We start from the raw sequence: 20,434 nt of genomic DNA, 5'->3' as shown, positions 1-20,434 counted from the left end.
GCGTGGTTGAGCCTGATGATCAGTGCAACTGAGAATGGATATGTTTCAAACTGGCGAGCATGTCCTCGGTGGATGAGAATCGCTGGTCAGGATTCGTGTCGAGTCCGCGATGAATCCACTGGGCCAGTTGGCTGTCGATCTCCGGCACCAGCGATTCAATAGCCGTAAATTTGTTATCGCGAACGGCGATGATTGGATTGGTGCGGTTGTCAATTTTGAGCGGTGGTCGAGCCGCGATGAGTTCGTATAGAGTAGCTGCCATCGAATATTGGTCGCTGACGGGTTTGAAGAAGCGAAAACCGGCCAGCAACTCGGGAGCCATGTAGCCAATGGTCCCGCCGATCTGTTGATCGCTGGTCATGCCGCTGTAGCCCGCATCGAAGTAGTTTTTGGCCAGGCCAAAATCCGCGAGCTTGACGATTAACTTCATGTCGCGACGTTCCAACAAGATATTGCTGGGTTTGAGGTCTCGATGAACAATGCCTTTACTGTGGGCAAAGGCCAGCGCCTCCAAACAATGCGTAATGATGCCCGCCGCCAGTTTGATTCGGCGTTTAGCCGATAGAGACTTGCACACTTCGGCCCAACGCACGGTCGGCACGTAGTCCATTACGATGTACGGTGACTCGCCGGCCATCCCCAGTTCGCGAAAGCCGACGATCTTAGGATGTTGTAACTGACAGAGTACCACTGCCTCTCGTAGAAAACGGTTGCGATCGATGCCATGGCACTTGTCAATGCGCAGCAGTTTGATGGCAAAGTCCCGTTGATCGCTAATGCGTATGGCGTGATATACAGCCCCGAATCCGCCTTGGCCGATTAAATTCTGAATCTTGAAACCAGGCGGTTCGAAGGTTTTTACGATTTGAGGTATCGACTGCGAGGGCCCGGTGTCAGGTGTAAACTCATCCGTATGTTCATTAGACATGATGCATCTTAAATCGGTTGCCTCCGAGTGCCAGGTAGGCCGCGCGGATGTCGCCTGGCGCGTTACGGGCGGGCTTCCAGTTTTTTAATCCGCGCTTCAAGGTCGCCCACTCTTCTGTACAAAGACTTGAGTGCATCAAACTGTGTTTCAGAGATGACCGCATATCGGTCCTGTTTGGCCACGAAAGCTATTTTTTGAGCGACGGCGACACTAGGGATGCTGCTCTTGTTCTTTCTGACGCCATAAACTTTTAATTGAGTTTCGACATCGATCTGCTTCTTGTCGTCAACCATGACATCGGACATCCATATCATGGCGGTACCCTGGTTGGACGACAGCCGTGCAGGTCCGTAGCCGCGAAAACCTTTAGCACCTGTCTCTTCGCCGGCAGCGTTTGCACCAATTTCCAGTCCCACTACTAGCCTGTCGACGGATTCTGGATCTTCACTTGCCTTCCAGTCGGTCTGGTAATCGAATGCGACAAAGTACTTGGTCGCCGGATCGAGTAGTTTTTGCGAGTCTAGTGGTACGGGCGAGGTGGGATGACTGCCATTGGCATCTTGAGTCATGGCTGGGGAAGTCATCACGCGGATGTTGGTGATTTCGATATTGACTCCAGCCAAAGTCACCTTGGAAGCGGTTGCTTGAGCGTGTACGTACGCTGTGCACAACGCAACCCAGGCTGTGCTGAAAACAAGAACAATGTGGCGCATAAGATCCCTGACCTAAGCGAACGAGAATAAAAGGCAGAGCAAGTTTTTTGCCTCGCTATTGGCTTTTACGCACGTACCTTACAGCACTCACAAAAATCTCACTTCACACGAGCTTAGTTTTTTTTCGGTGGTAGAGTTCTCGCGATACGAAATCCGCAGTTGATATCGCGGGTCAATGCATTGATATGGTGGTGGGAACCTGCCGAAGAATAAAGACGGCTGGACAAGAAAGATCCACCACGGATATCGAGGACCGTCTGTTTGTCGAGCGACTGGTCATCCCAAATTCGAGACCTAATGGTCGTCAAGTGTTGGTCATCACCCAAAACCGCTTCATACAAGTTACCCGCTATATCATAGAAACCCCACGGATTGGGTTTGCGTGTGGCTACCTCTCGGGGACGTTGGTCACAGTTGGACGAGTCCCAGCAGTAAGATGGAAGGTAGTCATACGAGTCACCCAAGAACTGCCGAGTTCGTGTGCCTGCGCGGAACGCCATCTCCCATTCAACGTTAGTTGGCAAGCGATATCCGTCGCTATCCCACACATTTGTGGGCAAGGTTAGCCCAACATCAATTTGTGAGCTTTCTGGTAACCCGATCTGTTCGAGGGGAATTTGATCCAGTTCGCTCAACCAGCGACAGAACTTTAGCATGTCGGTCAGATTGTAGCCCGCCGCAGGACAGTCATCCGGCACGATGTAGTTGTAGCGATCATTGCTCACAATGGCTGGGTTTTCGATCAAGAACTTGTGCATCAGCCAATGCGGAACTTCGATGGCACACAGTGCGAATCGATTTTTTACGGTGACAAGCTGTCGATTGATCGTCAGGGACCAAGGTAAGTTCTCATCGATGCCGTAAATTCCAGAAACACCCTGGTCAATGATCACAAAGGGCAGTCCCAACGGTCCATAAAACCATTGTCGATTTGATTCGTTCGGGGTGTAGCCATAGCTGTGCGCGTGTTGCTGGTTGGCTACCGGTCCGGCTTGTTCAGGAAAGTACAGTCGTTGCAGAAAGTCGGCCGCAAAGTGAACTCCGGAATTGGGATGCTGCCAGCACCAAGCCAAACGTTGTCGCAGGTCGCTGCGCGCGGGTTCTCGCGTCAGAGTAATGTCCGCTGGTAGCGCCAGGAGCAGCCCCTGCAATTGCGACGCAGATGCCTCGGGATGAATCAACTGTAGAATTGCAGCGGCGCCGCGTCCGGCAGTGGCCAAGTTTTCAATCACTGCTGTCTTCAACGCGGGGTTCGATGTTTGGTCAAGAACCCGAAGGACAAGGTCGCTCGAGCCGAGTTGCCAGGTTGCCAGTGCGAGTTTGGCCATGTTTGCCGAGTCTTGCACGCGCAGCCGACCAGTTTGGCGATGCCAACAACTATGCAGATAGCCCGTATTGTTCTCTGCATAGATGTAGACTGGATCATAGCCGAGTTTCGACAACGTGAGTTGCTGGCGTAGATGTTCACCGGGCTCACAACGTCGGATGAGAGCAAACTCCTCGGTACCAGAGATGTACTCCAGGCGGTAGGTAGACGAGACGTTGCATTCAGCGAAACTTACGGGCTCCTGGATCATCATGAATTTGCGATCGTTTTCATCGCGACTGGGATGTTGGCGACTGGTCAGCAAGCCGACTTCGATGGCCTGTTCGCCACAGGTAATCGTTTGTTGAAATACTTTGGTCGACGCCTCAGAACTATCTCCATCGGTAATATTGCGGAGTGCTTCTGTTAGATCTTTCGAGAGAAATGTGCTAGGCCCCCACTGGCCTTTGCGCCAGAGCAGGGCTGCATATTGAGGAGTAGGTTCTACGTGTACCCACATGGAAATCGCTTCCCAGCCAGCCTGTCGCCGTTGATCGATGTAAGCACCCACTTGATCGAGTGGTACCAGCCAATCGACCGCGCATGGCTCATCGGTTAGTTCGAAGGTGGCGCAGAACAACTGGCGACCTGCCAACTCATACGGCTGAATGGTCAGTAGCGACAAGTGGTTCTCCGCTAGGGCCTCGATCAGTTCATCGCATCTTGCACGTTCAATGGAGTGTATAGATCCCAGACCTCTGCCCATGAATGCACTAGACTGATCGAATAATTGTTGCAGTCGAACATTTATGGAACTGGGTGGCGGCTGTTCCTCGGATTGCCGCCAGAGTCGTTCATACTCGGTATGAAACTGCTTGATTGCATCATTTTGTGTTGCGAGAGGTAGACTTGATGGAATAGCCACTGAAGACAAAGGCGTCAGCTCGAGGAAACGCAACATAGATTCTGAATCGCGCAAAGCCCAACTCCAGGCAGTCTGGCGAAGTGATACCGAACGTACCAACGGGTGTTCCTGTAGCGTTTGAAGGTTAATCGTTCCCAATCGTTCCTTCGATGACTGTCCCTCGTTCGGAGGTGGTGCCCGAAAGAGTTCCAGCAGCAAGTCCTGGCTTACTCCTTGGAGTAATCTAGACCATTGACTGGATTCTTCGACGGGAGCTTCGGTCAATCCATGAATGATGTTCTGCAAGCAGTCGGGCGAAGCATGCCAGCCTGGTTCCAACTCGGTCCGCAGGCTTACAAGTCGGAGTGCACCGACTTCGGACTTCGAATGCTGTATTGCCTGGTCCAGGGCTGTGACGAATTCCGATGTAGCCACCTGTGAATGTTTGACGAGCCGGGGAAGTAAGAAAGCTAACTCATCACAGGCAGAGTTCTCAATTGCGGCGATCAGTTCGTTTGGTCGTACAAGTGCACCATCGATTTCGGGAGTCAGGCAGAGCCATCGCATTTTCACTTGCCAGCTGACTTCTTCAAATTCGTGTTTTGGGACTGGAGTTTTCAGTCGAACACTGGCTTCAGCAAAAAGTTGTGGCAAATTCTCTGTCGATGCGCTACCAATCGCCCCTAACAGTGCAAGATTTGAGAGTTCGATACGTTGAGACTGATCGTATTTCAGCGAACGGTAAATGACTGCTGCGCACAACGTGCTGACCAAAAACATGGCCGCCAGCAAGCCAACGATGGTGGGATGTTTGGCAATGGCTCGCCATGCCCGTAGCGGTACGCTCTTAGGGCGAGCTTTAATTGGCAATCCCTGGAGCAATCGCGTCAAGTCATCTGCGACCGCTTGCGCCGAGTCGTAGCGATCGGCGGGGTTCTTTTCCAAACACTTCAGGCAAATGATCTCGAGATCCTTGGGCGTCTCTGGACGCAACTTGCGCGGAGAGATGGGGGCGTCATTCAATACTTGAATGGTGACTTGCATTGGCGAACTGCCAATAAACGGTGGCCGGCCTGTGATCAAGGCATACAGAACCGCTCCCAGACCATAGACGTCTGTCGCAAAGCTAGTCGGATGATCCGCCTGAGATGCTTGCTCGGGAGCCATGTAACCCGGCGTCCCCAGCATAACTTCGGAGGCAGTCAGCGACGAATTGGAATTCAAGTTCTTGGCGATGCCGAAGTCGGTTAACTTGGGTAGTCGATCACTGCTGAGCAGTATGTTTGATGGCTTCAAGTCGCGATGCACTATACCCAGACCATGCAAATGACTTATCGCGCTGGCAATTTGCTCTGTCCAGGTGACAGCATCCCGCAAACCGATCAGCGGCCGGGCTTGTAATTCTTTGGCCAAACTGGTTTCAACCCAACGTGTCGCGAAATAACATCCTTGTTCACGACGACCAAAGTCGAGCAACTGAACGATATTGGCATGGTCGCATTGGGTAAGCGTTTGCCGTTCTAGTTCGATTCGCTGCCATTGATCAGCTGTCAGGTTGGGAATGATCTTGATGGCAACTTCGATTCCCGAACGTTTGTGGTTGGCTCGATACACTACGCCCGAGGCGCCAGCGCCTTCGTACGCCAGCAGGGAATAACCTTCGACACTGGGAAGAGGCTGCGCAGACTGAGGGATCGACTGCAGCAACTTTGAAATGTCGTCGGTTCTCTGATCCAGGGCGATCTCGTCCAGGCTCACGCGGCACTTCGGGCACAGACTCAGATGCAGAGCAAAATCTGGCACGCTCTGCAACGCCTGATCAGGATCGCCGGCAAACGCATGTAGAAACGATTTGTTGGGACATTCCATGGGGCCACGGTGCTGGGCTGAGTGTGAGGGAAGAGCGATCGCTCTGGAAGCGGCAACGCCGCACGTTCGCAAGCATTTTCAGCTTCAACTCATTTACGTACCAGCCTTACATCGCTCAGTCCCAAAGAGTGCCTAATCGCGAATTGGACGAGTAGAAGTGCCATAGTTCTGCGTCAATCGTTCGCGAGCCTCGCTCAACATTTTGCGAATCCGGAAGACGTGAATGTACACCCTTTCAACGGGGATATCCAAATGTTGGGCGATGTGCTCGCCGCTCCAGCCCTCAACCTCTTTTAGAAAGAAAGACTGCCAAGTCACAGACGCGGCTCGTGATCGAACATCGCTGACTACCGCGTGAGCCACCTTGAGGCGTCGTTCTACCGAATCAGAAAAAGCTGCTAGCGAATCATCGTGATCAACCGCATGCGTAGTTGAATCAGTCAATTGCTGCAATTCAGGCAGTTGCTTCAACATGCGATCATTACGCAAGTCTCGGCGCAGATGGTCGGAAGCCGTATTGTCGACAATCACCCTCAACCAGCCGCGAAAACTCTGGCTGGGATCATAGATGAACTTGGGCAGGTTGGTCAGCAGTTTACAATAGACTTCGCTGACAATGTCTTCCATCGCGTTGTCTGGAACGCCGCGATATTTTAGCCAAGTTCGGAACATGGGCTCGTAGATGTGTACGAACTTTTGCCAACTCGCGTTATCGTCGACTCGGCCAATTGCCCGAACCAGTGTACCCGATGTTTCTGGGTCGCATGCTGAAGTCGTCATCGCGTATGCGTACTCGGTTGGCCTACGAAATCTTAGCTTTCAAAAAGTCATGCATTACAGTGTATTTTCTGGGGGTACTCCACGCCAGTCTTAGTTTCTGGGGCTCAAAGATTTCATTGGTCGCCTGATTTGACGAAACGGTAGCCAAGTTGTTTCGTCGTCGGTCGACAAGCTGGCTTCTCCGCCTTGTGTTGGAAGTCGTAGGGTGAAACCGCGCGTGGCATCGTGGAGATAAATGAAACTTTCGTCGCGGCGCGTTTCTTGGAAAGTGAAGTGTTCAGGCAGTCCTTTCTTCGTCTCGATCCATCGCCCGACGGGTTGATACTGGTGATACAGTGCGCCATCTCCATATTGAACAGACTCGCGCACGGTAAACGGATCGATCAGATAGGGACGCTTGGGCTCAGAAATTGGCATTGGCTTGATGGTCGTGGGTGACAATTCTCGATTGGAGAGCGTGGCCAATTCGGTGCCATCAAACTTACGAATTGAGCCATCCAGCAGCGCGTAGATGGCTTCGAAGTTGTCTGAAAATTCGAGAGTCGTGCCTGACATGCGGCTGCCGAATTCAAGTGTCAGCAAGGGCAAAGCAGTTTCATAGTCCAACACCGGCATACTGTGCCAGTAGTTTGTTAGCACAACCAATCGCTGGCCCTTTTCGTCGAATCGAACATCAATGGGGGTTTGCGGTAGCAAAAACTCTCTTAAGCGATTGCCGCTTCTGATGTCTACGGCGGTTAAACTCAAGGGGAATTCGTCGGCGTGTCCGATCACGATCTCTGGTAGCTTCGGGTGATAAACGAGGGAATTGACGGTGCCCTTTTCGTCAAACTCAAACTCGACTTTTCCGCTTTCCAGGTTGTAAGCGGTAACGCGATCGGTACCAATGGCGAGTTGACTACCGTCTGGCGAGATAGCGATCGAAACTTGCGCGCCAATCCAAGCGGTTTGTAACGGAATGCCTTCACGGGCTGGCTTGAGCTCAGGGGTCCAAAATGATATGGACTTCTGGCTTACGGTCACCAATAAATTCTTGGCTGGATGCCACTTGATGGCTTTGGCAGGATCTGGCAGAGTGATGGAGGCTGCTGGTTTACCGTTGGACTGGTAAACGCGTAGATGGCCTTGATCAGTTGCCACGGCAAAATATTCACCCGAAACCGAACTTTGCACTTGGCCGAGTTGAGTAAGAGTGACCTTATCGACGGTGGCTAGCTTGTTTCGATTTAGTCCCAGGAGTTCAATCTGTCCACCCAGATTTAAGCTTACCAGCCGATCATCAGGCAATTGAGCAAATGCGTGAGTCCACGGGGACTGTGACGTTAGCGAATTCGGAGTCGTCAATTCACTCAGCTTCCAGGTTTTGATGAAGCCGTAAGCGTCGCCAGAAACCACCCACTGCGAGTCTTGAGAGAAACATAGCGCAGATAGTGGTCGGGTGTGTCCAACTAGAGACGCCGACTTGGTTAAGTTGGCAGCATCCCACAGATGAACTGTTGTGTCGTCGCCGATCGTTGCAATCCATCGACCATTGGGCGAAAACTTCGCATCGATCACACCTCGCGGATGTTCGGAACCCAAAAGAGACCTGACCGACCTTGGCTGATCGAGTATTAATACTCGATCCGAACAAACGGCGATGCGGTCGCTGTCAGGTGAAATGGCAAATGTCGGGCGCCTATGAGGACGGATTTCAAAGCGTTCAATTTCGCCAGGAGGATCTAATGTCCACACGCGCATCATGTTGGGAGATGAAGATAAAACATGTTTCGAATCTTGGCTGACGGCCATGCCAACAATCGATTCGTCATGTGCAATCCACGAAGCCACCGGTTGGGTCTCTGGCGATTTGGGATCAAGCACTACGATGGTGTGAGGCGGTGACTCACGACGAGCTGCAATGACCAGGCCATGAGATGTTAAGGCCAAGTGGATTCGACTGAGATCGGAATCTGCTGGCGGTGGTGGTTCTGGATGTTGAAAGAGGATACTCTCTTCCACCTGTTTGAGTAGGTTCCATGCACGCACCGTACCATCGTTGCTGGCCGAGTAGAGGGTGTGTCCATCGCTGGAGAACTTGACGCTGGTGGCTCGAGCGTTGTGGCCTTTCAACGTACCGATTTGCTTTAGAGTGGCGAAATCCCAAAGAAAGATATCACCTGTGAAATGGCCGCTGGCCACGATGGTGCCATCGGGAGATACGTCCAAGCTGACCGTGGTCCCGCCCGAGGCCTGGTTCGATGCCGAGGCTCTGGAAATGGCTCGCATCCAATACCTCCATTCAAAACCGCGTTGATCACGCTGGCCGGCTGGCGGTGTTGATTCCTGCAGCAGCCGGTTCACCATTTCGATGTCCCCGCTATTGAACGCCAGTTGCAAGCTGTTCATCTGGGAAATGTACAGTCGATCCTTGGACTGCTGGTCGCGCTGAAGCGCTTGTGATTCTGCTTCTCGAGCTCTTTGACTTTCATTGTGCTCGCGGGCTTGCGCAAGCTTTGCCTCGGTCGCCGAAGCTTGGGCCTGGTCGCGAGCGTCGTTGGCGATAGCCGTTTGAGCTTGGGCTTCCCATAGCCCCATTAGCGTTCCGATCAGACCGCCGATCAAGAGCATTAGAAATGTGCATCCGGCCATAACGGCAGCCAGGTTCTTTTTGACAAACTTCCGAATCTTGTAGCTGGCCGAAGGTGGGCGGGCGACCACCGGCAGGTCCGCCAGGTAACGTTCGATGTCCGCTGCAAAACTGCTGGCCGTTTCATAACGCCTGGTTCTATCGCGTTCGAGCGCCTTCATCACCACCCAATCAAGATCGCCTCGAAGCAAACGATGAAGATGTTGGGCATCGATTCGTCGCAGGAGACTGATTTCGGAAATTTTGGTTTTCGATGAAGTCAGCCGATCGCTGGGCCGCGGCGGATCGTGCTCACGAATGGTTTGAAGTACGTTGAGAAAGGCAAGCTGCTTGATGGATTCGGCTTCCAGGGGTGTCATACCGGTGAGCAGTTCATACAACACCACACCTAGTGCATAGATGTCAGTGCGAGTGTCGACGTCCATGGCAGTCAGCCCCGCTTGTTCGGGACTCATGTACTGAATGGTGCCGATAACCGAACCGAATTCGGTAAACAGAGTTTTGTCTGTCAGCTTAGAGTACTGATCTAGGGCTTTGACGAGTCCAAAATCAATCACTTTGGGCAGCGGTTGGCCATCTTTGTTGGTAACCAGAATGTTCGACGGCTTCAGGTCGCGATGGATGATGCCCTTTTGATGAGCATGCTGGACCGCGGCGCACACCAAGCTAAACAACTGCAGTCGTTCGCGAATACTCAACTTGTTGTTATCGCAGTACTCGGTGATCGGTACGCCGCGTACCAGCTCCATTACGAAGTAGGGTTGCCCGAATTCGGTCGTTCCGCCATCGAGGATTCTCGCGATACACTCGTGGTCCATCATAGCTAGCGCCTGACGCTCGGCTTCAAATCGAGCCACGATCGTCTTGGTGTCTCTTCCGGCTTTGATCAGTTTCAGAGCGACTCGGCGTTTGATAGGCGCTGTCTGCTCAGCTACCCAGACTTCCCCCATGCCGCCTTCGCCAATTTTCTGAAGCAGCTTGTAATTGCCGATTGTGCTACCCGCTTGCTTCAGACTTACAGTAGCTCCCGACAGGGTAGGAGCCGCCGAATCTTCATTGGCGCTGCGCTCCTCTGAATCATCGGCAGCATTCGAGAACCAAGGATCGTTTTCGTTACTGGCTGTCATAGGTGGTTACTCGATCGCGGGTACCGTAAAATCGGCCGTCGGCCTCCAATCGTGCCAGTTGTTGTACACACTCGTCAAGGTGTTGCAAGTGAAAACTGACGGTGATCCATTGATGGGCTGCTTGATTCGCCAGCAGCTATCGGTAAAACATTCGAGAGACAGCTCAATACATTTCTTTGAAATTGGAGAAATGATGACGCAACTTTCGTTAGGTCGATTGACGGTTGCAGCTCTACTTGCAGGTTTCTTGATACTCCGTGGCGTTTTCGTTCCGAGCCACAGTCAATCGAGCAATTTGAATGGTGTACGCAAGTCTGAACAGACGAACGTGACCAAGCCCATAGAACGGATCGAGGTTGGCCAACGAGTTCTGGGGGAGGAACTCTATCAGCAATCTCGAATGCCAGAACCAAACTGGGCCGAATGGCTGCTTTTAGAGGCAGTCCTTCAGGATCCGACACATTCGGATCGGAGCTCTCAAGGCTTGACGATTCAACTTTTGAGGCCAGAGGCATGGGTCCGCGAGCAAATCCGACTCGTTTCCACTCGCACAATGATCGACTTCAGCGAGTCACCCAAGCTAATTGAATTGCAGGGCAGTGTTGTCCCGCTTCGTGGGATCTTTCTGGATCTCCTCGAGGAGCTTGTCCAGCTCGAGGACCAGGGGCAGGTGCTCGAGAGGATTGAATTGGACTTGAATCTGCCCGAAATGGGCGCGGTAGGATCGGCCCGCATCACAGCCATAGCGAACTGCCCAATCATCGAACCTGGTCCTGGGAACGTGGTGACGGCGACATTCGCCCATCCCGCCACGGTAGCCGTATTCGATGTTGCATTCGGTAATCATGATTCACCTGGCTCAGTCGATACCGTTGGTGTAACTTCGAACCATCCCTTTTGGAGCGTTGACAGAAATCGGTTCGTTCCTGTCGCTGAGATGACAATTGGCGAACGGTTGCGCACTTACCAAGGGACGACGAGCCGGTTGCTACGCAAGATTGCTCGGTCTGGTCAGCATCAAGTGTACAACTTGGAAGTCTACAATCAGCACGTCTACTATGTGGGCGACTCAAACGTGCTGGTCCACAATTCGTGTGTGCGGGATGATTGGGAGAACGAACCTCGCGATCGCCCAACATACTCTGCCCGAGAGTCGCGTGAATTAGGCTTGAACCCCGTCCCCACCCGCGGCGCACTAGTAAGCGGAAGGCCCCTTAGCACTCAAGAAGACCATCATATCGCTTCGCCATACAAGCGACAGCTTCGAGAAATTTTTCGTAGTGTTGGATTGAATATCAGAACGCATCGAGAGAACATTCTTCCATTGGATTATCATACAGGTCCACACTTGTCTGCCTACCACGAATTCGTCCATCGTGTTCTTACGAAGGCGTTGGGAAAAGACGGTGGGGACCCAGTTAACGCCATCAATTCTGCACTTCGACGGCTTGGTAACTTCTTAAAGAAACATCCCACTATTCCGAATTACTTTCGCCTCTAAGAAATTAAATTAACTCTTGTGAGTGACAAAATACGCAAACTTCTGGAATCGATCTCTACATCGCTAGTTGAATCGCATTATGGCGTACTGGCAGCGGTATCGCTTGTGCCTGCCAGGAATGGCACAAAGCAGTTGTTGTTTGCTCCAAAGAGCATTACGGAACTTCAGAGTTGGGATCGAGTTGGCAAAGTCATCGGGTACGAGGCGGATCGAGCTGGCTCATTGAGCGTGATTAGACGATTGTTGGAGTTTCGTGAGTTCTTGATTTCGGAGCGTATCGTCGACCACAATCAAGCCGAATGGAATGCACGGCAGTTTTGGGAGCTAGCGGAAAACCGGCATGCAATTACTCAGGCCGAGATTACCCGCTTTGAGTCAGCCTGCAAGCTTTCGAAAAGAGCCTCACGGCCATTCGATCAGCGGTTGCATCTAATCTGCTGTCGTTTTCTGTACACACAACTTATGAAATGTGAGTCTCTAGGACGCACCGGTTCTGAGTGCTGCACGTTATACATTCAAGCCATGGAACTGCTGGATCATGAGTTGCCGCATTCTCGCCGGCTGACGAGCCAAGCCTTGTCGGCGGTGCGAACTTTGTTGGTTGATGATCAGTGGAATGTGGGTGAAGATGGCTGCCAGCTCAAATTCAAAGCCGCATGCGAAGCCATGATCCGGGCTATTCAGCTCGGTGTGCTCCAGTGGATCGTGGATGGATAGAAGACAGATCGGCAAGGTGTAATTGGTTGTCGAAGGTGATATAGTCGAGATTCCTTTGCCAATTGGATGAGTGGCCATTGGTTGGATTCTCTATGTCTCGAGCTACTTCAAGAACTGTGTGGGCTTCATTGTCTTCGGGATTAAAGGACAGCTGCGCGACGATGTGGTGTTTAACTTCGCTTCCGATCGACCAGCGTCGATGATGGTTCTTGGTCCGCTGTACACGAGCATGCCGGCGATTAAACACTACGGCTGGCGGCCGGTTGCACATCAACCTATCTCATCTGCCAAACTTATGCTGACCAGGCGCGATGTGGGCGGTGAGGTGTTTGTTGGCGACCAGCATTTGGGACCTGTGGGAACCCATGAACAACTGCCCAAGATGGAGCTGTTGGGAATGCCTTTGGTTTATCAGGAGATTCAAAAAGGATTTGGCTGACGGAGCGAAGGAAGTGTAGAGCGGACACAGGCTGGAAGCCTATGCTACAGAAGACACAGGCTGGAAGCCTATGCCACAGCTATTGTTGGTATGGGCCGAGGAGTGTGTATTTGATTTCGCGTACATCGCCGCTGGTATCTTCGCCGCTGGTATCTTCGATGCGAATTTGGACAGGGCAGCGGCCATCGCTGAAGTCCTTGAAGTCGGCGGATATCAAGACGGGAATGTATTGATGCTCTCCGCCAGGTAAGACAACTTCGGGTTTCTCGATGGGACGAATGGTGCCGCTGGCCGGTGAGACGATCGATAACTGGTAGCTGCGCTGTTCCGTTGTGCGATTGGTCAGACTCAGCTTCAGCGTGTTGTCGATCGAACCGTTGGAGCCCACTGAATACGTGTTGCCTAGCGTACGCAGAATCTTGGCGTCGAAGTCCTTCTTGGTCAAGAAGAAGAAGGTGAAGAGCGACAACGTGATGGTGATGGCGATGGGATAGATGATCAAGCGTGGGCGAATGATCGAGGCGTTCTTGCGACCGACGGAATCTTGATTGCTGTACCGTACGAGACCTTTGGGCATGTGCAAGGTGGTCATGACGCTATCGCAGGCATCGATGCACTGGGCACAATGCAGGCACTCCATCTGCAAACCGTTGCGAATATCGATACCCGTGGGACAGACTTGCACGCACATGCCGCAATCGACACAGTCACCTTTAGTAGGTTGTCCATCATTGATTTCTGGCTTGCCGTGGCCGCGTGGTTCGCCGCGCAAGTTATCGTAGGTCACGATTAAACTGCGACGATCCAACATCACGGATTGGAAGCGACCATAGGGGCAGGCGATCAAACAGGTTTGTTCGCGGAAGTACAGGAAGTCGAACGACAACAGAACGGTCGTCACGCCCATCACCAAAAACGGTATGGGGTGCTCCAGCGGTGAACGCTGGATCCACTGGGCCAGGCGATCGGTGCCTACGAAGTAGGCTAAAAACGTGTGCGTCAAAAATGCGCAGATGGCCACGACCACAGCGCCTCGCATCCACCAACGCCAGCCGGTTAACTTCGCGCGTGGCACCCCGCCTTTGCCCGTTGTCCCCTGGAACAAACGATCAATAGGGCGAATCAGGAATTCCATGTAGACCGTCTGAGGACAACCCCAACCGCACCAGACTCGGCCAAACAATGCAGTCACAAAGAACAGCGACAGGAATCCCGTGACCATCAGTAGAGCCAACAACAACGTGTCGGTCGGCAAGAAGGTGTAACCGAGAATCGTAAATCGGCGCGCTGGAATATCGAGCAGCACCGGTGGTAGCCCACGAAATCGCAAGTGCGGCAGGATCGTAAAGAAGGCGATCAATAGCCAACCCACGATGCGTCGCGCATGCCAGAATTTGCCGATGGCCACTCGAGGAAACAGCCAGCGTCGTGAACCATCAGCCTCCAACGTAGCCAGTACGTGCTCTTCAGGACGCAAGAGTGACTGGCCAGCATGTGCACCTTCACTGGTGGCAGTTGGCGGCTTGGATACCTTCGGCGACGTCATGGTTTTCCCTCACGCTCATTAGAGATCATATCTGCTATCAATATAGATCCAGATGTGCGGCAAAAGTTACAAGCAACCGTTGGCCTGTCCGGTCTGTCCCCCAACGCCGCTCGACGACCGGGGACAGACCCCGGTCGATTTGCTGGCATTGGACGAGAGGCCCGCGTGCGCGTGCTCTGTCCCCCCGGCGCGACGGGGACAGACGTTGGGTGTGAGGCAGTTTGGGTTAGAGGGTGCTGAGCGGCTGGGATATCCGCGCTACGATCGGGGACAGACCTTGGGTCGATTTGCTGGCATTTGGCGATGGCCCGCGTGCGCGTGCTCTGTCCCTGGGCGCGATGGGGACAGACGTGGGGTGTGAGGCGACTTGGGTTAGAGGGTGCTGAGCGGCTGGGGACAGCCGCTCTACGACCCGGGGACAGACCCTGGGTTGATTTGCATGCATTTGGCGATGGGCCCGCGTGCGCGTGCTCTGTCCCCCGGCGCGACGGGGACAGACGTGGGGTGTGAGGCGGACTTGGGTTAGAGGGTGCTGAGCGGCTGGGGACAGCCGCTCTACAGGGCTAGGCCAGGCCTCGAAGCATGCCGTGCCAATAGAGTTGGGGCAGAGCATATGCTTTCAACAAATACATCGAGTAACGTTCCTTGGATTGATCAAACGGGAAAGTCTCTTGCGGTTTGCCGTCATAGTCGAATTCGGCCAGCACCAGTTTGCCATAGCCAGTAATGATCGGACATGAAGTGTACCCATCGTATTTGGCCGTCAGAGGCTGGCCGTTGAGCGCACAGAGTAAATTTTCGACGAGCACGGGAGCCTGTTTGCGAATGGCCGCGCCAGTCTTGGAGGTTGGCAAGCCACTGCAATCGCCGATGGGGAACACATTGGCAAACCGCGGATGTTGTAATGTGAACTTGTCGATCTCGACCCAGCCGGTGGAACCTGCCAGTGTGCTGCTCTTCAATACATCGGGCGCACTCATCGGAGGAGCAACGTGCAACATATCGAACGGCTGAGTGGTGATGACTCCCGTCTCCAACTGCTCAAAGACCGCTTCTTTGCTCTCAGGCTTAATCTCGATCAAGTTCCACTTCAAACGGACTTCGATGTTTTTGCGAACCGTGACTTTCTCAAGCGTCTTGCGATACTTTTCCACTGCAAACAAGAAACCTTGTGCAGTCGCAAAGATCACATTCGTGCCCGCACGAGCGCCAGATTTGCGAAAATGATCATCGGCCATGTACATGATCTTCTGCGGCGCTCCACCACACTTGACCGGCGTGTTGGGCATCGTGAACAGCGCGTTACCACCCTTGAAGTCACGAATGCATTCCCATGTGTAATCGACATGCTCGTACGAATAGTTGCTGCAGATCTGCTGATGGCCCAAGCCCGCCCGCAAGCCCGGGATCTTGTCCCAATCTACTTGGATACCCAGTGCGACCACCAAGAAGTCGTAGCTGACCTGGCGGCCATCGGCCAGCGTTACGCAATTCTCTTCGGCCGTAACTTTTACTATGCGTTGCTGAATCCAGTCGGTACCTCGCGGAATATAGTCGGCTTCCGCACGACGGCTTTGTTCTTTCGGAAATACGCCACCACCTGCCAGCGTCCAGAGCGGTTGATAGAAATGATCCTGCGATGGTTCCACGATCGCCATCTCTAACTTGGCGTCCTTGCGATGCAGTTGAGCGGCGACAGTGATACCGGCTGTGCCTCCGCCGAGAATCAGCACTCGATAGTGGTTCTTGATGATTGTTTGCATGACAAGTGCCTTAGGATATTAGAAAAGAGTGGCTAATGAGAATTACAGTTTGCCTTCGACCCAAAACCATCCTCGCAATTCCCCTTCTCGAAAACCGATAGCGGCATCGTCAGGATAATGGGTGCGCAGTTGTTCTAAGACATCAGGGCCAATTTGATCTTTCGCTCCATGGCACATCACACATTGTGCCTGCAACTTGATAGGTAACAGTCCAACTGGACGCCCATCTTTGAGAACGCCAAACCAAGGCTCGTTGTTGCGCTCAGCCACCAACTCGGTAGCCCATTCAGGAGCCGCATTCGCAGGATTGCGCAGCCGGACACCAGTTCTGCCAATTCGCAGCCCAAGTTCTTGACTGACTTGCTGCGCCAGAGCAGGCGCTTCCGCATGACAAACATCAATAGCCTTGACCGGGCCCTCCGCAGTTAAGACTTCCACCAGCCGGCCAGAGAGCTTCGTAAAGAGCTGATCCTTAGCAGCCATCAACTGTCCACGCTGCTCTTCTGTCACCACCGCATCAGAATTGATAAGCGAAAGTGATGAACTGTCTTCAGCCGCATTCTGGCCAACAGAATCGTTTTGTGCCGGCACGCAGCCGGCGAAGGTCGCCATTGCCAACAAGCCAAAAGCGATCTTGAGTTGCGTTGTCTTGGTCATGTATCCGTGTTCCCAATTCGTGTTGTCAAAAGAGTATTCGATTAAGGATGGAATGCCGTGCGCGACAGAACCAACAGGGCCACCGCCACGATGGCACCGGCAAAGACTCGTTGGAGCACGATACCGGAAAGTCGCTGCGCGAACTGACTGCCAATCATCAAACCGATCAGGCTGCCCAGGCTGAACTGAGTGGCGATCTCCAAGGACATGACATTGCCATTCCACAAGTGACTGGCAATACCTGAGATACTGACCAACGTCATAACCAGCAGGGAGGTGCTAATGGCTCGCTGCATGCTCATGCAACTAAAGGTGACTAAGGCTGGGACGATGATAAATCCGCCGCCTACACCGAACATGCCGGACAGGAACCCTGTGACAACACCGACCACGACCAGCAATACTGCGCAGGGCGATGTCCAGCGCAGCTTTCCCTCACCATCCCGCTTACAAACCGCTGGCGAATCGCTTTGCCCTGACGCGAAAGCTTGCGTCTCTTCGTCGCGTTTGAACCACATCTTCGCCGCAATACCGAGCATCAGGAAAGCAAAGATCGTCAGCAAAATCGACTCTGGTATAAAGTCAGCCACATACGAGCCGAGGGGTGCTCCCGCCATGCCAGCGACCGCAAACAACAAACCTACTGGAAACTCGACCAGCCCCTTGGTCGCGCGTTGCATAAAACCCACCAAGGCAGTGAGACCCACGGTCAAGAGCGATACATCGATCGCTTGACGTGGCCCCACGCCAATGGCGTAAACCAATAGTGGCACCGCAAATATGGCTCCACCACCACCAGTCAAGCCCAGCGAGATTCCGACTATCGTTCCTAAGAGCATCGTTAACATGCTCATATTGGATTCTCGGTTGAAGGGTTAGTGGATAAAGCGTTGAGGTCTAAGGATTACAAGACTAAGCCACGCACATCGTCGGCAGGTTGGATGCCTGCCAGGCTTTGTAACCACCAATCATGTCTTGAACGGCACGGCCATGGCGAGCCAGCAAGCTGCAAGCGATGGCTGAGCGGTAACCGCTTTCGCAATGCACTACCAGCGGTCGATCGGCAGGAATTTCACCGAGGCGCTCTTCCAAATGATTCAGCGGAATATTGAGGCTGCCAGCCAAGTGACCACCAGCCCATTCGCGTTCGCTGCGAACGTCCAGAATCGTCAGCGGATTGTTACCTTCAATGCGTTCGGCCAACGATACCGCCGTAACTCGCTCGATGCTTTCGACCAGCTCGGGACTTTTGCGCAGTGAGTTCATGCCATGCACAAGGTAGCCGACTACGTTGTCAAAACCAATTCGTCCAAGCCGCATGACGGCTTCCTCTTCATCGCCTTCGTCGCTAATGATCACAATGGGGCGATCGGTGCTGAGAAGCGTGCCACACCACGTAGCGTACTTGCCAGTCAGGCCGATATTGATAGCACCTTTGAAGTGAGCACCTTCGAAGTCGACCGGACTGCGCACGTCAACCACCTGGGCACCCTGGCGCTGAAATTGCAAGAGCTCTTCCAGCGATAAAGTTTCCATAGAATCCATCAGTGTGTCATGCAAGTTGGGACGCTCTTGACGATTCAGAATCGCATCGTGCACAAAGTAGCCAGGCGCTTCGGGCTGCTCGGCGGTGACAATCTGCTTGAACTGTTCGCGGGGCATCGGTTGGAGTGCATAGTTGACCCGCTTTTGTTCGCCAATGGTCGAAACGGTCTCATTGCTCAAGTTCTTTCCGCACATCGAACCGGCGCCGTGCGCTGGGTATACGAGCGTATCATCAGGCAGGGTTACCAACTTTTGATTCAACGAATCATACAACTGGTCGGCCAACTCATCGGCGGTGACACCTATTGAAGCTAACAGGTCCGGCCGTCCCACATCTCCGATGAACAGCGTGTCGCCGGTGAGAACTGAGTGTGGTTTTTGCGTGTCAACAGAGAGGTCGTAAACAAGAATCGAAATACCCTCGGGAGTATGGCCGGGTGTCTCCAGGACTTGCAAACGCACATCGCCAAACTCGATCGTTTCATTATCTTTCAGCTTAATGGCTTCGAACTGAGCTTGAGCGCGGTCCCCCAGGCATATCTGAGCCCCAGCTCGGTCGCGCAGTTCAATATGGCCAGCCAAGAAGTCAGCATGAAAGTGCGTCAGGAATACATAGCGAATCTGACAACCCGCTGCTTCGGCATCTGCCAAATATTGGTCGATGTCGCGCTGCGGATCGACAACCACTGCCGTTTTCGACTTCGTATCGGTGATCAAGTAAGACGCATGGGACAGACAACCAAGATAGTACTGTTTGATATTCATGGTTACGGCCGTTGGCTAAGAAATCTACCAGGAGGTGGGAAGTTGTAGCGGAAGCCATACTCGAAATGCTTGACGCATTCCGCTACCAAACATTAACCGAAATGCTTGACGCATTCCGCTACCAAACGTTGACCGAAATGCTTGACGCATTCCGCTACGAGGCGTTAGTCATTTGACGCAGCAAGCCGTTGAATCGGTCGCTGTGTTGTTGGTCGACCTGACCTGATTCCAAGGCATGCGTGCGAGCATCATGCCTAGTACGCACGAGTCAGTCATCCCAGAGAACAGCAATCCAGCGCCCATGACTCCGGACAGGATCGACCACATTGGGTTCCACGCCGACAGGATCGCTCCTACCATGACCAACGTACCAACGATTACTTGCACCTGGCAGTTGATCGGCATGGTCTTCTTGCCTTGAACGACGGGTACTCCCGCTGACTGGCAAGCCATCGTTCCACCGTCGATGTTGATGATGTTGTCAAAACCTGCGGCTACGAAGCGTTCACACGCTTGGCGACCTCGAGCTCCCGAACGGCAGACGATGTACAGCGGTTCTTGCGACGTACCATTTCGAGCTGTTTGTATGGCACACGGATCCAGACGGTCGAGCGGTTGGTTGCGAGCAATGGTGATATGAACCGATTGAAATTCTGCAGGCGTCCGCACATCGATCACTTCCAGGCGTTGGCCTGCTTCGACCAGTCGTTTGAACTCTATCGCTGAAATGGATCTAACCACAATCTGTACTCCTTGCTCTAAAGTCTGCCACCCGTTCCACTGCCGCCCTAGGCAGCGCCCGGACAAAAGCCTAGAGCCACCAAACTAGGGTTGGTTACACAGATTTCGCTGAAAATGCCCAAAATGTCCACAATGTCTCGATGCGCAAGAATCTGTAACCTTTTGACCTGTATTGGCTCTAGCTAAGTCTCGGAACCTGATGCGGGAGAATTCCTCATGACTTGCGAAGAACTGCTTAAAGCTTTAAATGAGTACGTCGACGGCCATCCCATGGACTTGGTTTGCGAAGAATTCGCAGAGCATTTGGCAGGGTGCAACCCTTGCCAGATCGTCATCGATAACATCCGGCAGACGATTTCAATTTACAAGTCCGGATTGCCGTTCCCCATGCCGGCTGACTGCCAGCAGAAATTGGTACAGGCGCTCAAAGCCAAATGGGAAGCAAAGTTCAGTGCCGAGGTGAGTTCGGTAAACCGTTAAGCTGAGCTTGGGCTAAAACGTTTC

At 53.0% G+C, this 20,434-nt stretch carries 16 protein-coding genes; 4 read left to right on the top strand and 12 right to left on the bottom strand.

Features of this window, described 5'->3' with window-relative positions; translation table 11 throughout:
* Positions 1-19: 19 nt before the first annotated feature.
* The 6 genes from SH573x_RS27240 to SH573x_RS27215 form a co-directional block, all read right to left on the bottom strand.
* The gene (locus SH573x_RS27240) at positions 20-928 is read right to left on the bottom strand and encodes a serine/threonine protein kinase (protein ID WP_479351212.1); all 909 of its coding nucleotides are present in this window, start codon (positions 926-928) and stop codon (positions 20-22) included.
* A 62-nt stretch (positions 929-990) separates the two neighbouring features.
* Positions 991-1,551, bottom strand: a complete 561-nt coding sequence (locus tag SH573x_RS27235) for a hypothetical protein (protein ID WP_479351211.1) — start codon at positions 1,549-1,551, stop codon at positions 991-993.
* Positions 1,552-1,754: 203 nt separating this feature from the next.
* Positions 1,755-5,720, bottom strand: a complete 3,966-nt coding sequence (locus SH573x_RS27230; protein ID WP_479351210.1) for a protein kinase domain-containing protein — start codon at positions 5,718-5,720, stop codon at positions 1,755-1,757.
* Between the two features lie 132 nt (positions 5,721-5,852).
* Positions 5,853-6,500 (bottom strand): sigma-70 family RNA polymerase sigma factor, encoded by a 648-nt coding sequence (locus tag SH573x_RS27225; protein ID WP_479351209.1) that lies wholly within the window; start codon positions 6,498-6,500, stop codon positions 5,853-5,855.
* A 90-nt stretch (positions 6,501-6,590) separates the two neighbouring features.
* Entirely contained in the window at positions 6,591-10,256 is a 3,666-nt protein-coding gene (locus SH573x_RS27220; protein WP_479351208.1) for a protein kinase domain-containing protein, read from the bottom strand.
* 580 nt (positions 10,257-10,836) lie between these two features.
* Positions 10,837-11,103, bottom strand: coding sequence for a hypothetical protein (locus SH573x_RS27215; protein ID WP_479356870.1), 267 nt, complete (start codon positions 11,101-11,103; stop codon positions 10,837-10,839).
* On the opposite strand from SH573x_RS27215, the gene SH573x_RS27210 reads away from it, so the two are divergent.
* The 3 genes from SH573x_RS27210 (at position 11,038) to SH573x_RS27200 (ending at position 12,913) form a co-directional block, all read left to right on the top strand.
* Positions 11,038-11,757 (top strand): polymorphic toxin-type HINT domain-containing protein, encoded by a 720-nt coding sequence (locus SH573x_RS27210; RefSeq protein WP_479356816.1) that lies wholly within the window; start codon positions 11,038-11,040, stop codon positions 11,755-11,757. The genes SH573x_RS27215 and SH573x_RS27210 overlap by 66 nt on opposite strands.
* Positions 11,758-11,775: 18 nt before the next feature.
* Positions 11,776-12,474: a hypothetical protein gene (locus SH573x_RS27205; protein WP_479351207.1), complete on the top strand. Its 699-nt coding sequence runs from the start codon at positions 11,776-11,778 to the stop codon at positions 12,472-12,474.
* Positions 12,475-12,544: 70 nt separating this feature from the next.
* A complete protein-coding gene (locus tag SH573x_RS27200) occupies positions 12,545-12,913 on the top strand; it encodes a hypothetical protein (RefSeq protein WP_479351206.1) in 369 nt (122 codons plus the stop codon).
* A 79-nt stretch (positions 12,914-12,992) separates the two neighbouring features.
* Here SH573x_RS27200 and ccoG read toward each other — a convergent pair whose 3' ends face one another.
* The 6 genes from ccoG to SH573x_RS27170 form a co-directional block, all read right to left on the bottom strand.
* Positions 12,993-14,459: a cytochrome c oxidase accessory protein CcoG gene (gene ccoG, locus SH573x_RS27195; RefSeq protein ID WP_479351205.1), complete on the bottom strand. Its 1,467-nt coding sequence runs from the start codon at positions 14,457-14,459 to the stop codon at positions 12,993-12,995.
* A 563-nt stretch (positions 14,460-15,022) separates the two neighbouring features.
* A complete protein-coding gene (locus SH573x_RS27190) occupies positions 15,023-16,222 on the bottom strand; it encodes an NAD(P)/FAD-dependent oxidoreductase (protein WP_479351204.1) in 1,200 nt (399 codons plus the stop codon).
* A 42-nt stretch (positions 16,223-16,264) separates the two neighbouring features.
* The gene (locus SH573x_RS27185) at positions 16,265-16,879 is read right to left on the bottom strand and encodes a c-type heme family protein (RefSeq protein WP_479351203.1); all 615 of its coding nucleotides are present in this window, start codon (positions 16,877-16,879) and stop codon (positions 16,265-16,267) included.
* Positions 16,880-16,920: 41 nt separating this feature from the next.
* Positions 16,921-17,733: a sulfite exporter TauE/SafE family protein gene (locus tag SH573x_RS27180; RefSeq protein WP_479351202.1), complete on the bottom strand. Its 813-nt coding sequence runs from the start codon at positions 17,731-17,733 to the stop codon at positions 16,921-16,923.
* A gap of 58 nt (positions 17,734-17,791) precedes the next feature.
* Positions 17,792-19,189, bottom strand: a complete 1,398-nt coding sequence (locus SH573x_RS27175; protein WP_479351201.1) for an MBL fold metallo-hydrolase — start codon at positions 19,187-19,189, stop codon at positions 17,792-17,794.
* 168 nt (positions 19,190-19,357) lie between these two features.
* Complete coding sequence (locus SH573x_RS27170; RefSeq protein ID WP_479351200.1) at positions 19,358-19,930, bottom strand: rhodanese-like domain-containing protein; 573 nt, start codon at positions 19,928-19,930, stop codon at positions 19,358-19,360.
* 216 nt (positions 19,931-20,146) lie between these two features.
* Here SH573x_RS27170 and SH573x_RS27165 point away from each other — a divergent pair, with 216 nt between their 5' ends.
* On the top strand, positions 20,147-20,410 hold the full coding sequence (locus SH573x_RS27165) for an anti-sigma factor family protein (protein ID WP_479351199.1): 264 nt from the start codon (positions 20,147-20,149) through the stop codon (positions 20,408-20,410).
* Positions 20,411-20,434: the final 24 nt, after the last annotated feature.

It is taken from the genome of Rania fehmarnensis (assembly GCF_056494185.1).
This window is presented reverse-complemented; position numbering and strand designations above follow the sequence as displayed.

What these genes read in the sequence shown, in the direction of transcription:
- SH573x_RS27240 (WP_479351212.1), bottom strand. Translation starts at nt 928, where the DNA reads ATGTCTAATGAACATACGGATGAGTTTACACCTGACACCGGGCCCTCG.
- SH573x_RS27230 (WP_479351210.1), bottom strand. Translation starts at nt 5,720, where the DNA reads ATGGAATGTCCCAACAAATCGTTTCTACATGCGTTTGCCGGCGATCCT.
- SH573x_RS27225 (WP_479351209.1), bottom strand. Translation starts at nt 6,500, where the DNA reads ATGACGACTTCAGCATGCGACCCAGAAACATCGGGTACACTGGTTCGG.
- SH573x_RS27220 (WP_479351208.1), bottom strand. Translation starts at nt 10,256, where the DNA reads ATGACAGCCAGTAACGAAAACGATCCTTGGTTCTCGAATGCTGCCGAT.
- SH573x_RS27215 (WP_479356870.1), bottom strand. Translation starts at nt 11,103, where the DNA reads ATGATTACCGAATGCAACATCGAATACGGCTACCGTGGCGGGATGGGC.
- ccoG (WP_479351205.1), bottom strand. Translation starts at nt 14,459, where the DNA reads ATGACGTCGCCGAAGGTATCCAAGCCGCCAACTGCCACCAGTGAAGGT.
- SH573x_RS27190 (WP_479351204.1), bottom strand. Translation starts at nt 16,222, where the DNA reads ATGCAAACAATCATCAAGAACCACTATCGAGTGCTGATTCTCGGCGGA.
- SH573x_RS27185 (WP_479351203.1), bottom strand. Translation starts at nt 16,879, where the DNA reads ATGACCAAGACAACGCAACTCAAGATCGCTTTTGGCTTGTTGGCAATG.
- SH573x_RS27180 (WP_479351202.1), bottom strand. Translation starts at nt 17,733, where the DNA reads ATGAGCATGTTAACGATGCTCTTAGGAACGATAGTCGGAATCTCGCTG.
- SH573x_RS27175 (WP_479351201.1), bottom strand. Translation starts at nt 19,189, where the DNA reads ATGAATATCAAACAGTACTATCTTGGTTGTCTGTCCCATGCGTCTTAC.
- SH573x_RS27165 (WP_479351199.1), top strand. Translation starts at nt 20,147, where the DNA reads ATGACTTGCGAAGAACTGCTTAAAGCTTTAAATGAGTACGTCGACGGC.